Genomic DNA, 13,802 nt, shown 5'->3' with positions numbered 1-13,802 from the left:
GCACCATGACCACGCAGACGAACCAGAAGAAGGACAACCGCAAGCGGATCGCCGCGGTCGCCCTCGTCGGGATCGGCATCGCCGGCCTGGCCACGGCGTCCGCCTCGCAGCTCGTCGTCGGTGCCGAGGACCGCGTCGCGTCCGGCGTCGCGACCGACGTCGACGGGCTGACGGGTGCCGTCGCGACCCTGAGCACCGAGCGTGACGGCACCACGCCGCCGGACGCCTCCGGTGCCGTGCCGGTCGTCCTCACGATCGCCCTGTCCGACGTGCCCCCCGGCGTCGACCTCGGCGACTGGAGCGGCACCGTCTACGTCGGCGCGTCCGACACCGTCGGCATCGCGTTCGACCCCGCCGCCCCGCAGCCCATCGCGGGCGGGCTCACCAGCCACGACGAGCTCGACACCGTGTCCGTCGTCCTGGTGAAGAACGCCTGACCACCCGTCGCCGAGGAGGAAGCCCATGACCACGACCACGCCGCCCGCGGCCGCCAGGACCGCGACCACGCGGACCCGCGCGCCCTGGCGGCGGGTCGTGGCGTGGGTGCCCGCCGCCCTCGTCCTCGCCGTCGCCGTCCTCCTGTGGCCCACGGCATGGGGCGGCGGGACCACGCTCGTCGTCGTCGCCGGCGAGTCGATGGACCCCACGTTCGCCTCGGGTGACCTGGTCGTCGCGCGCGCCGGCGCCGTGGAGGTGGGCGACGTGATCGTCTACCGCCCCGACGGCGTCGACGGCTACGTCGTCCACCGGGTCGTCGGGGGCGACGCCGCGACCGGCTGGACGACGCGCGGCGACAACAACGGCTGGGACGACGTCTGGCACCCGACGGCCGACGACGTCGCGGGCGTCGTCCGCTGGCACGTGGCGGGACTCGGCGCGGTGACGCCCGTGCTCGCAGCACCCACGACGTGGATCGCGCTCGCGCTGGTCGTCGCGGGCTGGCTGCTGTGGCCCGCGCGTGACCGCACCGTCCCGGAGGGCGCCGACCAGCCCGCCCAGGAGGTGTCCGTTGCCTCGGACCGCTGACCTGCGCACCCGCGCCATCCGCACCGGCGTCGTCGTCCTCGGGCTCGCCCTCGTGGGCGGCCTGACGTCCGCGTCGGCGGCGCGCCTCGACGTCGCCGCGCACGACCGGGTCGCCTCGGGCGCCGCGGTCGCGAGCGCCCCGTGCGACGTCGACGTCACGACCCGTCTGGCGTTCGAGCAGGTCGGCGGTGTCGACACCGACCGCGTCGCCGCCGTCGACGTCCTCGACGTGGACGCGACCGCCTGCGCCGGCCGCACCGTCGCCGTCACCGGGCACGACGCCGCCGGCTCCCTGCTGCTGTCCGCGAGCGGTCCGCTCCCTGCCGGCGCGACCACGGTGCGCCTCGGCGGGTTCGCCCCCGTGACCGCGACGGCGGTCCGCTCCCTCGTGGTGACGCTGTCATGAGCGCCACCTCCACCGCCCGCACCCGGCACCGCGACCGCCGTGCCGGCTCCACGCGCCGCCGCGACCGCCGCCGCGGGATCGCCGCCCTGGCCGCGCTCGTCGCCCTCGTCGTCGCCACCCCGGTCGCGACCGCGAGCGCGTCGCGCCTCGACGTGCGCGCCGAGCCGGCCGCGATCGTCACGCGCACCGCGTGCACCGCGACGGCCGTGCAGGTCGTCCCGACCACGACCACCGCGCCCACCGCCCTCCGGCTCGACGGCCTCACCGCCGCCGACCAGGCTGCGTGCGCGGGGCGGCCGGTCGACGTGACCCTGTTCGGCGCCTCGGGCGTCGTCGGGACCGCGCAGGGCACGCTCACCGGCGCGACGCAGACGTACCCCCTCACGGGATCGCCGACACCGACCGCCGTCACGCGCGTGCGCGTCCTCGTGGGCGGGTTCGCCGTCCCCGCGACGTGGCGCGTCCCGGGCCCGGCGCCGGACTCGTGCCGGGTCGTGAAGGCCGACGGCAGCGCGAGCACCACGCCGTGCACCGTGACCGGCACGGGTGCGCCGAGCTTCTGGACGGGCAACGCGTACTGGACCGTCTACTTCTCCGCGCCGGGCATCCAGCAGGGCGAGCACGTCGAGTTCGAGATCACGGTGCCCGACCGCGCCGTGCCGAGCGGGTGGGTCTGGTCCGCGGCGACCGTGGTCCAGGTCAACAACTCGGCGCAGCTGACGTCGCGGTGCGCCGACCTGCCGACGATCCGCGGCAAGCTCCCGGCCAACATCGGAGCGACGCCCGAGGTGCAGGTCCGGTTGACGACCCAGGGCGGGATGCCGCCCCTGTGCCTGCCCTGAGCCGGGGTCCCGCGGCCGTCGTGGCAGCCGGGAGCCCGGAGGGCGGGGCCGTCGCGCCCGGGCGAGGCGTCAGGGCAGGCGCCAGTCGACGGGCGGCGCGCCCTGCTCCGCGAGCAGGCGGTTGACGGTCGAGAACGGGCGCGACCCGAAGAACCCGCGGCTCGCCGACAGGGGCGACGGGTGCACCGACTCGACCCGCGGCACGGACCCGAGGGCCGGACGCAGCGACTGCGCGTCGCGCCCCCAGAGGACCGCGACGAGCGGGCCGCCACGCTCGACGAGCGCCGCGATCGCCCGGTCGGTGACCGCCTCCCAGCCGCGCCCCCGGTGCGACGCGGGCGCACCCGGCCGGACCGTCAGGACCCTGTTGAGCAGCATCACGCCCTGGTCGGCCCACGGCGACAGGTCGCCCGTCGTCGGCCGCGGCACGTCGAGGTCGGCGACGAGCTCCTTGAAGATGTTGTCGAGCGAGCGCGGCAGGGGCCGCACGTCCGCCTGCACCGAGAACGACAGACCCATGGGGTGGCCGGGCGTGGGGTAGGGGTCCTGCCCGACGACGAGCACGCGGACCTCCGCGAGCGGGCGGGTGAACGCCCGCAGCACGGACTCGCCCGCGGGCAGGTACCCGTGGCCCGCGGCCACCTCGTCGCGCAGGAACTGCCCCGCCGCCCGGATCTGCGGCTCGACCGGTGCGAGCGCCTGCGCCCAGTCCGGTGCGACGAGCGACGCGAGGGGAGCCGGGTTCACGCGGGCGAGGCTACCCGGTCGGCCACCCGACCCGGTGACGGGCGGTGAGGCGGAATGACACCGGTGTGGTTCGCACCTACGATGGCCGCTGACCGACCCGCCCTGCACCACCGAGGAGGCCGTATGGACACCGCGACCGCGCTCCCGATCGGCACCGTCGACGCTGGGCCGGACGGGGGAACCTCCGGCCTGACGGAGCGCGACGAGCAGATCCTCGCGTTCGAGCGCCAGTGGTGGAAGTACGCCGGCGCCAAGGAGCAGGCGGTCCGCGAGCTGTTCGACATGTCCGCCACGCGGTACTACCAGGTGCTCAACGCCCTCATCGACGAGCCCGCGGCCCTGGCCCACGACCCCATGCTGGTCAAGCGTCTGCGGCGCCTGCGGCAGTCCCGTCAGCGCGCCCGTACCGCGCGTCGCCTCGCGACCGACGCCTGAGCCCCAGGTCCAGCGGATAGCCTGCGGCCGTGAGCAAGGCGGACTACCCCTACCCGGACGACGAGTTCGACGCCGCTGCGGACCCCGACGCACCGCGCGGTGTCCACCGTGCGCCGCGCTCGGCGTGGAGCCGGTGGTGGCCGTTCCTGGCGGTCCTCGTCCTCGCCCCCGTCCTCGCCTACGGCGCCGTGACGGCGTGGGGCATCATCAACGGGGCCGACGACTCGCCCGGGAGCTCGACCGTCGACGACGGCGGGACCGGTGACGAGGGCACGACCGACGGCACGGAGGAGACGCCCGCCGACGGGACGGAGGAGCCGCCCGTCGAGAGCGAGGCGCCGCCCGCGGTCGAGCCCGTGCTCAGCACGCCCGTCCAGGTGCTCAACGCCTCGGGGGTGAGCGGGGTCGCCGCCCGGCAGCAGGCCAAGCTCCAGGAGGCCGGCTTCACCGCCGCGACGACCGGCAACTCCGACGGCGAGGGCGTGACCGACTCGACCGTCTTCTACGCGAGCGAGGACCTGCGGTCGACCGCCGACCTCGTCGCCCAGACGCTCGGCCTCACCGCCGTCACGCTCGACCCGGACCAGGCGGGCGACGGCATCGTCGTCGTCCTGCGCACCGACCCCGACGCCTGACCGGGGTCGACGCGCTGGTCACCTCCGAGATGACCCTGGTCGTGGCATGCCCGTGACCACTAGGCTCACGCGCACCGGGGGCCGGCGGAGCCCGCGGCGCACCGATCGTCGAGGAGTTCGCATGGCCCAGGGCACCGTGAAGTGGTTCAACGCGGAGAAGGGGTACGGCTTCATCACCCCGACCGGCGGAGGGCAGGACCTCTTCGTGCATTTCAGCGCCATCCAGGTCGACGGCTACCGGACCCTCGAGGAGGGCCAGCAGGTCGACTTCGAGGTCGGCCAGGGCACGAAGGGCCCGCAGGCCGAGCAGGTTCGCCCCGTCTGACCTGACGCCCCGGCGTCGTCTCCCCGGCACTCCAGCTCCGGACGTCCACGTCGGACGCATCGGCGAGGGCCGCGCACCCACCGTGGTGCGCGGCCCTCGCGCGTTCCTGCCCGACGGCGGCCGGGTGCACGAGGGGCCGAGCGACGTCGGCGGGGAGCGTCGTCAGCGGGGGAGCGGGGCCGCGTGCGGGGCGGTCGTCGACGCGGCGGTGTCGAGCGCGTCGAGCGCGAGCAGCACGCACGCGGCGCTCCACGCGAGCGGCGCGACCGCGGCGGGCGACCCGTCGCCGAGCACCTTCTCCGGGATCGAGCCGGCCGTCGTGCGGTGCGCGTCGAGGAAGTCGAGCCAGCCGTGCGCGAGCCCCGGCTCGCCGTTCTCCGCCGCGACCCACGCGTAGAGCGACGTCTGCGGCGTCCAGGAGACGCCGTCGTCCCGCCACCCCGCGCCGGGTGCGAGCCCGCTCGCCGGTCGACGCATCGTGGGGACGGACGCGAGCCACGCGTCGTGCGCGCCCGGTGCGGGTGCCCGCAGGAACGGCGTGAGCAGGAACGCCGTCGCCGCGTCCGCGTGGCCGCCCGCCGCGTACCGTGCGTAGCCCGACCCGCCGAACTCGCGGATGGTCGCGACCTGGCTGCGCGTCGCCGCGCGGGCGGCGGCGTCCGCGAGGGCCACGTCACCCGTCAGGCGGAGCAGCCCGTCGGCCTGCTGGAGGCCCGCGACGAGCGGCACGACCGTGCCCAGCGTCAGCGAGCGCTCGGGCACCTCCCAGTAGTCGGGCGACGCGGGCGGCAGGCCCGTGCCCGCGACCAGGGCGTTCACGTGCTGCGTCGAGCGGACGACGAGGGGGTGCAGCCGGTGCGCGGCCGCCGCGCGCTCGGTGGGGTCGTCGAGCTCGGCGACGACGAGCCCGGCCGCCCACAGCGCCCAGCCCGTGCCGTCCGTCTGCACGCCGCGGTCGTCGGGCGGGCCGGAGCCGTCGGGCAGGTAGCGCGCCTGGAACGAGCCGTCGGCGGCCTGGACGCCGTCGAGGAACGCGAGCACGTCGAGCGCGTCCTCGACGTGACCGGTGCGGGCGAGCGCCACGGACACGAACGCCGCGTCGCGCGGCCACACGTACCGCCAGCGCTCCGACCACCCCGCGACCGCGGCGCCGCCCGGCAGCAGCAGCGTGCGCAGGTCGAGGAGCGCGGCGCGGGCCATCGGCTCGTACGGGCCGCCCGCGCCCGGGACCGTCCCGGCCGCGAGCCAGTCGCGCTGCACCTGCGCGGCCGCGTCGGCCCGCGGCACCCCGTGTGACGTCGCCGCCGCGGCCGAGGACGCGCCGAACGCCTCCGCGAGCGTCGCCGCCGCAGGGTCGAGCACGCGCGAGCCGGGGAGGAACGTCGGGTCGGTGCCGCTGCGCACCTCGGCGCGGGTGCCGTCGGGGAGCAGCGTGACGGTCTCCTGGTAGAGCGGGATCTGCGCCCACGTCGTCGGCGGGCCGACGACCGCGGCGGGTGGCGCGGTGCGCGGCGCGGAGCGGCCGGCCGGGGGGAGGTGCGCGGCGAGGACGGCCAGGGCGACGACGCCGCCGAGGGTGGCGGTGGCGACGCGCGCGAGAGGGCTCGGCGGACGGCGGGCGGTGCCGGGCCGCGGCCGCGGGTGCGGGCGGGGTGGTGCGGCGGCGGTGCGCGGCGGGGTCGCGGAGCGCCCGGGAGGCGGCGCATGCGTGCGGGACGCGGTGCCGGTCGGCACGGTGACGGCGTCGACGACGTCGTCGACCACCCCGGTGTGACCTGGCACACGCGCACGATAGACCGGCGGGCGTGCGCGTCCGGGCGGTTCGGCGGGTGAGGTCGTCCCTGGGCGAACGCGCCTTGCACTCGCAGGGGTCGAGTGCTAACCATTGACTTAGCACTCTCGGGTCGAGAGTGACAGAAGCATCGGCCGCCCGGTGAGGCGCGTCGCGTCGCGGGACATGACCGCGCGGGGCGCGTCGTCCGTCGCGGGCACCCGGCGGCCACCACGCAAACCGAGCGAAGGATCACAGCCCCATGGCCAAGATCATTGCCTTCAACGAGGAGGCCCGCCGCGGCATCGAGCGGGGTCTCAACGTCCTCGCCGACACCGTCAAGGTCACCCTGGGCCCCAAGGGCCGCAACGTCGTGCTGGACAAGAAGTGGGGCGCCCCCACGATCACCAACGACGGTGTCTCCATCGCCAAGGAGATCGACCTCGACGACCCGTTCGAGAAGATCGGCGCGGAGCTCGTCAAGGAGGTCGCCAAGAAGACCGACGACGTCGCCGGTGACGGCACGACGACGGCGACCGTCCTGGCCCAGGCGCTCGTCCGCGAGGGCCTGCGCAACGTGGCCGCGGGTGCGAACCCGATCGCGCTGAAGAAGGGCATCGAGAAGGCCGTCGAGGCCGTCACGACGCAGCTCCTCGCGCAGGCCAAGGAGGTCGAGTCCAAGGAGGAGATCGCCGCCACGGCCGCCATCTCCGCCGGTGACACCGCGATCGGCGAGCTCATCGCCGAGGCCCTCGACAAGGTGGGCAAGGAGGGTGTCATCACGGTCGAGGAGTCGTCCGCGCTGGGCCTCGAGCTCGAGCTCACCGAGGGCATGCGCTTCGACAAGGGCTTCCTGTCGGCGTACTTCGTGACCGACCCCGAGCGCCAGGAGGCCGTCCTCGAGGACGCGTTCGTCCTGCTCGTCGAGTCGAAGATCTCGAACGTCAAGGACCTGCTGCCGCTGCTGGAGAAGGTCATCCAGTCCGGCAAGCCGCTGTTCATCGTCGCCGAGGACATCGAGGGCGAGGCCCTGGCCACGCTCGTCGTGAACAAGCTCAAGGGCACGTTCAAGTCCATCGCCGTCAAGGCGCCGGGCTTCGGCGACCGCCGCAAGGCCATGCTGCAGGACATCGCCATCCTCACCGGTGGCCAGGTCGTCTCCGAGACCGTCGGCCTCAAGCTCGACACGGTCGGTCTCGAGGTCCTCGGCACGGCGCGCAAGGTCGTCGTCACCAAGGACGAGACCACGATCGTCGAGGGTGCCGGCGACGCCGCGCAGATCGCCGGTCGCGTCTCGCAGATCCGTGCCGAGATCGAGAACTCGGACTCGGACTACGACCGCGAGAAGCTCCAGGAGCGCCTCGCCAAGCTCGCCGGCGGCGTCGCCGTCATCAAGGCGGGCGCGGCCACCGAGGTCGAGCTCAAGGAGCGCAAGCACCGCATCGAGGACGCCGTGCGCAACGCCAAGGCGGCCGTCGAGGAGGGCATCGTCGCCGGTGGTGGCGTGGCCCTCATCCAGGCCGGCGCGCTCGCGTTCGAGAAGCTGGACCTCGAGGGTGACGAGCTGACCGGTGCGCTCATCGTGAAGTCCGCGATCGAGGCCCCGCTCAAGCAGATCGCCGTCAACGCCGGTCTCGAGGGCGGCGTCGTGGCCGAGAAGGTCCGCAACCTGCCGACGGGTCACGGCCTCAACGCCGCGACCAACACGTACGAGGACCTGCTGGCCGCCGGCGTCAACGACCCGGTCAAGGTCACGCGCTCCGCGCTGCAGAACGCGTCGTCCATCGCGGCGCTGTTCCTCACCACCGAGGCCGTCGTGGCCGACAAGCCCGAGAAGGCTCCGGCCCTCCCGGCCGGCGGTGGCGACGACTTCGGCGGCGGATTCTGATCCGCTGACGTGAGTCGCGCGGCCTGACGGCCGCACTGCACGACCCAGCACGGCACGAGGGGCCGGTCACCTGCGGGTGGCCGGCCCCTCGTCGCGCTCGTGCTGCTGCGGCGCGCCGGGCCCCACGTCCGACCGTGTCCCGCAGTGACGGTCACCCCTGCCGGGTGACGTGCCGCGACGGCGCACCGACCTACCGTGCCCGCAGGCGCCCGCGGGACGGGCGGCCGTCGGGAGGTCGCCATGCCGGACGAGCACGACGCCGCGGTCCGCGAGCACGAGGTCCCCGCGCACCGCGAGGCTGAGCACGCCGCCGCGCACCGCGAGGACGAGACCGCGGACGCGCACCGGCCGCACGCGCACGCGCGCCGCGAGGGACACGTCCGCGAGATCGTCACCGTGGTCGTGCTGTCGGTGACCGCCGTCCTCACGGCGTGGAGCGTGTTCGAGGCGAGCCAGTGGGGCGGCGAGATGTCGATCGCGTTCTCGAAGGCGTCGTCGTCGCGCATCGAGGCGAGCCGGCACGCCGCCGAGGCGGACGCGGCGCGCGGCTACGACCTGCAGACGTTCGCGGTGTGGGTGGAGGCCGTCGCGCAGGACGACCAGCCGTTGGCGGAGTTCGTCAGGCAGCGGTTCAGCCCGCACTTCGCGCCCGCGGTCGACGCGTGGCTCGCGCTCAAGCCGCTGCAGGACCCGTCTGCGCCGCGCAGCCCGTTCGCGATGCCGTCGTACGAGCCGCCGGGCACCGCCGAGGCCGCGGCGGCCGACCAGCGCGCCGAGGAGTGGTTCGCACGCGGTCTCCTCCTCGACGAGCGCAGCGACCGGTACACGTTCCTCACGGTGCTGTTCGCGCTCGTGCTGTTCTTCGCGTCGCTGTCGACCCGCGGCCGCACCGAGCGCCTGCGCTGGGTGGTCCTGGGCGTCGCGCTCGTGCTGCTCGTCGCGGGCGCGGTGCTGCTGCTGGCGTTCCCGAAGATCGTCTGAGCGCCGGGTTACGCTCCGCGGTGTGCACGAGACGACCGTGACCGTCGAAGGACGGTTCGACCACCACCACCCGGCCGAGCGCGGGACCGTCGTGCTGACGGTCGGCTTCGAGGGCCCCGACCGCGAGCGCGTCGTCGAGCGGACGCTGCGCGAGCACGGCCGGCTCGCCGACGAGGCGAAGCGGCTCACCGACCCGGCGGCACCCGCCGTCACGTGGTGGTCGTCCGACCGCATCCGCGTCTGGTCCGACCGGCCGTGGAACAAGGACGGCAAGCAGCTGCCCCTCGTGCACCACGCCGCCGTGCGGCTCGACGTGAAGTTCCGCGACCTCGCGCGCCTCGCCGCATGGGTCGAGGACGTCGCCGCACGCGACGGCGTCACCGTGAGCGGGATCGAGTGGGCGCTCACCGAGGTGACGAGGACCCGGCTCACCGCCGACGCCCGCACGCGGGCCGTCCAGGACGCCGTCGCGACGGCCACCACCTACGCGCAGGCGCTCGGGCTGTCGGCCGTCCGGCCCCTCGCGGTCGCCGACCCCGGGATGCTGGGCGACCAGTCCCGCCCGACGAGCGACCCGGGCGTCGCGCAGATGTCGCGCGCCGCAGCCGCCGCCGGGCCCACGGGTGGCCTCGACCTCAAGCCCGAGGACATCACCGTCGCCGCACGGGTCCACGCCCGCTTCGCCGCGTCCTGACCGCTCGGAGCGGCGCCGAACGCGCCCTCGGGCACGTCAACCGGGTCCGGTACGGTCACGATGGCGCGTTCGAGCGTTCGAGCGTTCGAGCGTTCGAGCGTTCGAGCGTTCGAGCGTGCGAGGTGCCGGCTCGCCGGGTCAGACGAGGTGCTGGGTGATCGACGAGCCCGTCGCCGAGTGCGTCACGTGCGCGAGGGCGCCGTTGACCAGGGACAGGTGCGGCGGGACGTGGCCGCAGTCGACGTCCACGAGGACCGGGATGCCCAGGTCGCCGAGCGCGTGCCGCACGGCGTCGTGCTGCGTCCATCCCGGCAGGTCGGCGCCGCGGGTGCGCCCGACGAGGACCGCGGTCGCGGCGTCGAACCAGCCCGCGTACCGGAGGCCGAGCAGACGGCGCGTGGTGTCGGCGGCGTGCGACTCGGCGGACTCGACGTAGACGACCAGCCCCTCGGGTGCGTGCGTCGCCGCGAACCGCGCCACGTCGCCGTACGGGGTCCCGGCCAGGTGCGACACCGTCTCGAGGCAGCCGCCGACCAGCCGGCCGCGCACGTCGACGTCGCCCTCCGAGTCGATCCGTGTCCAGCCGCCCGGTGTGTCCAGGGTGAACCGGTCGACCTCCGGGTGGGTCGCGTAGTCGTCGAAGCCGCTGCCGCGGTACGCCTCGGCCGCGCCCTGCGTGAGCGCCGCGCCGGCCGGAGCGGTGACCACGTCCGTCCAGGGCAGCAACGGCGACGGAACCCGGTACGGCGTGTCCATGAGGTTCTGCCCGTGCAGCGTCGCGACACCTGTGCGCAGGGTCAGCGGGAGCAGCAGCGTCGAGATGTCGGAGAAGCCGACGCACCACGTCGGGTCCTCGCCGAGCGCGTCCCAGTCGAGCAGGCGCAGCAGGTCGATCGCGATCTCGCCGCCCCACGGCGGGACGACGGCACGCACGTCCGGGTCGACGAGGAACCGCGTCAGCTCCGCGGCGCGCGCGGGTGCCGGACCGCTCGCGATCCCCTCGCCGCGGACCAGTTCGCCCACGCGCACCTGCCATCCGCGGGACCGGAGCGACGTGACGGCCACGTCGAGCCGTGCCGCGTGGCGCGGCTCGACACCGGCAGACGGCGCGGGGACGGCGACGACGTCACCGTCGACCAGGGGACGCGGGTACCGGATCACCGGGAGAGTCTCCCAGCCCGGCGCGCGGCGCGGCACCCGTCCCCGGCGAGACCGACATGGTTTGTCGCTCACGGGTGCCGGACGGCATCCATGTCGGTCTCGACGAGAGCGCTGCGCGGCCCGGGCGGCTACTGCCGGTAGGACGACAGGAAGTTGCCGATGCGCTCCACGGCCTCCGCGAGGACGCGCGCCTCGGGGAGCGTGACGACGCGCAGGTGGTCGGGGGTGGGCCAGTTGAAGCCCGTGCCCTGCACCAGCAGGATGTGCTCGCTCACCAGCAGGTCGTGCACCAGGCGTGCGTCGTCGTGGATCTCGTGCACCTCGGGGTCGAGGCGCGGGAACAGGTAGAGCGCGCCGTCGGGGCGGACGCACGTGACGCCGGGGATCGACGTCAGGCCGCGCCACGCGACCTCGCGCTGCTCGTGCAGCCGCCCGCCGGGCGCGATGAGCCCCTCGATGGACTGCACGCCACCCAGCGCGGCCTGCACGGCGTGCTGCGCGGGGACGTTGGGGCACAGGCGGGTCGACGCGAGCAGCTCGATGCCCTCGAGGAAGCCCGCCGCGTGCTCTCGCGGCCCGGTCACGACGAGCCAGCCCGAGCGGTAGCCGGCGACGCGGTACGTCTTCGAGAGCCCGTTGAACGTGAGCGTCAGCAGGTCGGGCGCGACGGTCGCCATGGGCGTGTGGACCGCGCCGTCGAACAGGATGCGGTCGTAGATCTCGTCGGCCAGCACGAGGAGCGAGTGCCGGCGCGCGATGTCGGCGATGGCCGTCAGCGTCTCGCGCGAGTAGACCGCGCCCGTCGGGTTGTTCGGGTTGATGACGACGATCGCCTTGGTGCGCGGCCCGATGAGCGACTCCAGGTGGTCGAGGTCGGGCTGCCACCCGTTCGACTCGTCGCACCGGTAGTGCACGGGCACGCCGTCCGACAGCGACGTCATCGCGGTCCACAGCGGGTAGTCCGGTGACGGGATCAGCACCTCGTCGCCCTCGTCGAGCAGCGCCTGCATGACCATCGTGATGAGCTCGGACACGCCGTTGCCGAGGAACACGTCGTCGACGTCGATCTGCGGGAACCCCGGCTCGGTCTCGTACCGCGTGACGATCGCGCGACGGGCCGACAGGATGCCGCGCGAGTCGGTGTACCCGTGCGCGTTCGGGATGGACGCGATGACGTCGCGGACGATCTGGTGCGGTGCCTCGAACCCGAACGCCGCCGGGTTGCCGGTGTTGAGCCGCAGGATCGTGTGCCCCTCGGACTCCAGCCGCGCGACCTCGTCGAGCGCCGCGCCGCGGATCTCGTAGAGGACGTTCTTCAGCTTGGAGGACTGGTCGAGCGGACGCAGGTGCGGCATGTCGGGAGCGTACGCCGGACCTGACCGCGCCTGACGGACGGCCCGTCGTGGCCGAACCGGGACCAGGGCGAAACAGACCGTTCACAGCCGCGGGGCGTTGGCGGAAACATCCCGTCCCTAGCGTCTCCGGGCATGGGCACAGGGATGTATACACCCCGGGACACAGCGCGGTGCCTGCGGCTGTCCTCGTGCCTCGTCCGGTTCGTCCGTGAGCTCGTCCCCAGCGAAAGGCACGTCCGTTGACCAGACTCCTCACCACCCGCGCGCTCGCCGCCCCGGCCGCCGTCGCGCTCGTCCTGGCCCTCGGGGCCTGCGGCTCCCGGACCGACGCCGGCTCCTCCGGCGACTCCAGCGCGTCGGGCTCCGCGTCGTGCGTCGACACGTCCGGCGACTCGATCAAGATCGGCTTCCTCAACTCGCTGTCGGGCACGATGGCGATCTCCGAGCAGACCGTCCGTGACGCGCTCGACCTCGCGGCGGAGGAGATCAACGCCGGTGGCGGCGTGCTCGGCAAGCAGCTCGAGATCGTCGGCGAGGACGGCGCGTCCGAGCCCACGGTGTTCGCCGAGAAGGCCGAGAAGCTCATCAAGTCCGACTGCGTCGCGGCCGTCTTCGGCGGGTGGACGTCGTCGTCGCGCAAGGCGATGCTCCCGGTGTTCGAGAGCAACGACGCGCTGCTGTTCTACCCGGTCCAGTACGAGGGCCTGGAGGCGTCGCCGAACATCTTCTACACGGGCGCGACGACGAACCAGCAGATCCTGCCGGGCGTCGAGTACCTCAAGGAGCAGGGCAAGACGAAGCTGTTCCTCGTCGGCTCGGACTACGTGTTCCCGCGCACGGCCAACAAGGAGATCGTCGCCTGGGCCGAGGCGAACGGCGTCGAGATCGTCGGCGAGGAGTACGCGCCGCTCGGCCACACCGACTTCGCGACGATCGTCACCAAGCTCAAGGGCTCGGGCGCCGACGCGGTGTTCAACACCCTCAACGGCGACTCCAACGTCGCGTTCTTCAAGGAGTACAAGAACGTCGGCCTCACCGCCGACGCGCTGCCCGTCGTGTCCGTGTCGATCGCGGAGGAGGAGGTCGGCGGCATCGGCATCGAGAACATCGAGGGCCAGCTCACCGCGTGGAACTACTACCAGACGGTCGACAGCCCCGAGAACGCCGACTTCGTCGCCGCGTTCAAGGCGAAGTACGGCGACGACCGCGTGACGAGCGACCCGATGGAGGCCGCGTACACGTCGCTCTACCTCTGGAAGGGCATGGTCGAGAAGGCCGAGTCCTTCGACGTCGCGGACATCCAGGAGGCGGCCGACGGCGTGAGCTTCGACGCCCCCGAGGGCACCGTCACCGTCAACGGCGACAACCACCACATCGCCAAGACCGCGCTCATCGGCAAGATCGGCCCCGACGGCCTCATCTACACCGAGTGGTCGTCCGACGGCCCGATCGAGCCGGACCCGTTCCTCGAGGGCTACGACTGGGCCGAGGGCCTGTCCTGACCCGCTGACCGGTGGTGCCCCGGCGCGACGCACG

General features: G+C 73.9%; 15 protein-coding genes. 11 read left to right on the top strand and 4 right to left on the bottom strand.

Annotation, left to right across the window (positions count from 1 at the left end; all coding sequences use genetic code 11):
* Positions 1 to 5: 5 nt before the first annotated feature.
* Genes KOV94_RS04465 through KOV94_RS04450 form a run of 4 tightly spaced genes read left to right on the top strand, consistent with a single transcriptional unit; the run spans position 6 to position 2,274 of the window.
* Complete coding sequence (locus KOV94_RS04465; RefSeq protein ID WP_124341630.1) at positions 6 to 437, top strand: hypothetical protein; 432 nt, start codon at positions 6 to 8, stop codon at positions 435 to 437.
* 25 nt (positions 438 to 462) lie between these two features.
* On the top strand, positions 463 to 1,026 hold the full coding sequence (locus tag KOV94_RS04460; protein ID WP_218051325.1) for a signal peptidase I: 564 nt from the start codon (positions 463 to 465) through the stop codon (positions 1,024 to 1,026).
* On the top strand, positions 1,010 to 1,432 hold the full coding sequence (locus tag KOV94_RS04455; protein ID WP_218051324.1) for a hypothetical protein: 423 nt from the start codon (positions 1,010 to 1,012) through the stop codon (positions 1,430 to 1,432). The genes KOV94_RS04460 and KOV94_RS04455 overlap by 17 nt, the downstream gene beginning before the upstream one ends.
* Positions 1,429 to 2,274 (top strand): hypothetical protein, encoded by an 846-nt coding sequence (locus tag KOV94_RS04450; RefSeq protein WP_218051323.1) that lies wholly within the window; start codon positions 1,429 to 1,431, stop codon positions 2,272 to 2,274. The genes KOV94_RS04455 and KOV94_RS04450 overlap by 4 nt, the downstream gene beginning before the upstream one ends.
* A gap of 69 nt (positions 2,275 to 2,343) precedes the next feature.
* On the opposite strand, the gene KOV94_RS04445 is transcribed toward KOV94_RS04450, so the two are convergent.
* Positions 2,344 to 3,021, bottom strand: a complete 678-nt coding sequence (locus KOV94_RS04445) for a uracil-DNA glycosylase (protein ID WP_124343643.1) — start codon at positions 3,019 to 3,021, stop codon at positions 2,344 to 2,346.
* Between the two features lie 123 nt (positions 3,022 to 3,144).
* Between KOV94_RS04445 and KOV94_RS04440 the strand changes: the two genes are divergently transcribed.
* The 3 genes from KOV94_RS04440 to KOV94_RS04430 all read left to right on the top strand — a co-directional run bounded on the left by KOV94_RS04440 (position 3,145) and on the right by KOV94_RS04430 (position 4,416).
* Complete coding sequence (locus tag KOV94_RS04440; protein ID WP_124343644.1) at positions 3,145 to 3,456, top strand: DUF3263 domain-containing protein; 312 nt, start codon at positions 3,145 to 3,147, stop codon at positions 3,454 to 3,456.
* 29 nt (positions 3,457 to 3,485) lie between these two features.
* The gene (locus KOV94_RS04435) at positions 3,486 to 4,091 is read left to right on the top strand and encodes a LytR C-terminal domain-containing protein (protein WP_218051322.1); all 606 of its coding nucleotides are present in this window, start codon (positions 3,486 to 3,488) and stop codon (positions 4,089 to 4,091) included.
* Positions 4,092 to 4,212: 121 nt separating this feature from the next.
* On the top strand, positions 4,213 to 4,416 hold the full coding sequence (locus KOV94_RS04430; RefSeq protein WP_013769803.1) for a cold-shock protein: 204 nt from the start codon (positions 4,213 to 4,215) through the stop codon (positions 4,414 to 4,416).
* Positions 4,417 to 4,578: 162 nt separating this feature from the next.
* On the opposite strand, the gene KOV94_RS04425 is transcribed toward KOV94_RS04430, so the two are convergent.
* Positions 4,579 to 6,198, bottom strand: a complete 1,620-nt coding sequence (locus KOV94_RS04425; protein WP_218051321.1) for a glycoside hydrolase family 15 — start codon at positions 6,196 to 6,198, stop codon at positions 4,579 to 4,581.
* Between the two features lie 251 nt (positions 6,199 to 6,449).
* Between KOV94_RS04425 and groL the strand changes: the two genes are divergently transcribed.
* From groL to KOV94_RS04410, 3 genes are all read left to right on the top strand, one after another.
* Positions 6,450 to 8,075 carry a chaperonin GroEL gene (gene groL / locus KOV94_RS04420; RefSeq protein ID WP_124342110.1) on the top strand — a complete coding sequence of 542 codons (1,626 nt, stop codon included), beginning with the start codon at positions 6,450 to 6,452 and terminating at the stop codon, positions 8,073 to 8,075.
* Positions 8,076 to 8,315: 240 nt separating this feature from the next.
* A complete protein-coding gene (locus tag KOV94_RS04415; RefSeq protein ID WP_124342109.1) occupies positions 8,316 to 9,056 on the top strand; it encodes a hypothetical protein in 741 nt (246 codons plus the stop codon).
* A 22-nt stretch (positions 9,057 to 9,078) separates the two neighbouring features.
* Complete coding sequence (locus KOV94_RS04410; protein WP_124342108.1) at positions 9,079 to 9,750, top strand: SIMPL domain-containing protein; 672 nt, start codon at positions 9,079 to 9,081, stop codon at positions 9,748 to 9,750.
* Positions 9,751 to 9,888: 138 nt separating this feature from the next.
* Here the strand turns inward: KOV94_RS04410 and KOV94_RS04405 are convergent, their stop codons facing one another.
* The gene (locus tag KOV94_RS04405; protein WP_218051320.1) at positions 9,889 to 10,911 is read right to left on the bottom strand and encodes a S66 family peptidase; all 1,023 of its coding nucleotides are present in this window, start codon (positions 10,909 to 10,911) and stop codon (positions 9,889 to 9,891) included.
* 128 nt (positions 10,912 to 11,039) lie between these two features.
* Positions 11,040 to 12,266, bottom strand: coding sequence for a pyridoxal phosphate-dependent aminotransferase (locus KOV94_RS04400; RefSeq protein WP_124342106.1), 1,227 nt, complete (start codon positions 12,264 to 12,266; stop codon positions 11,040 to 11,042).
* A 239-nt stretch (positions 12,267 to 12,505) separates the two neighbouring features.
* On the opposite strand from KOV94_RS04400, the gene urtA reads away from it, so the two are divergent.
* On the top strand, positions 12,506 to 13,768 hold the full coding sequence (gene urtA, locus KOV94_RS04395) for an urea ABC transporter substrate-binding protein (RefSeq protein WP_124342105.1): 1,263 nt from the start codon (positions 12,506 to 12,508) through the stop codon (positions 13,766 to 13,768).
* Positions 13,769 to 13,802 lie beyond the last annotated feature (34 nt).

This window comes from Cellulomonas algicola (assembly GCF_019024305.1).
GTDB lineage: Bacteria > Actinomycetota > Actinomycetes > Actinomycetales > Cellulomonadaceae > Cellulomonas > Cellulomonas algicola.
Note: the sequence above shows the minus strand (reverse complement) of the source record. Positions and strands in the feature narration are given on the sequence as shown.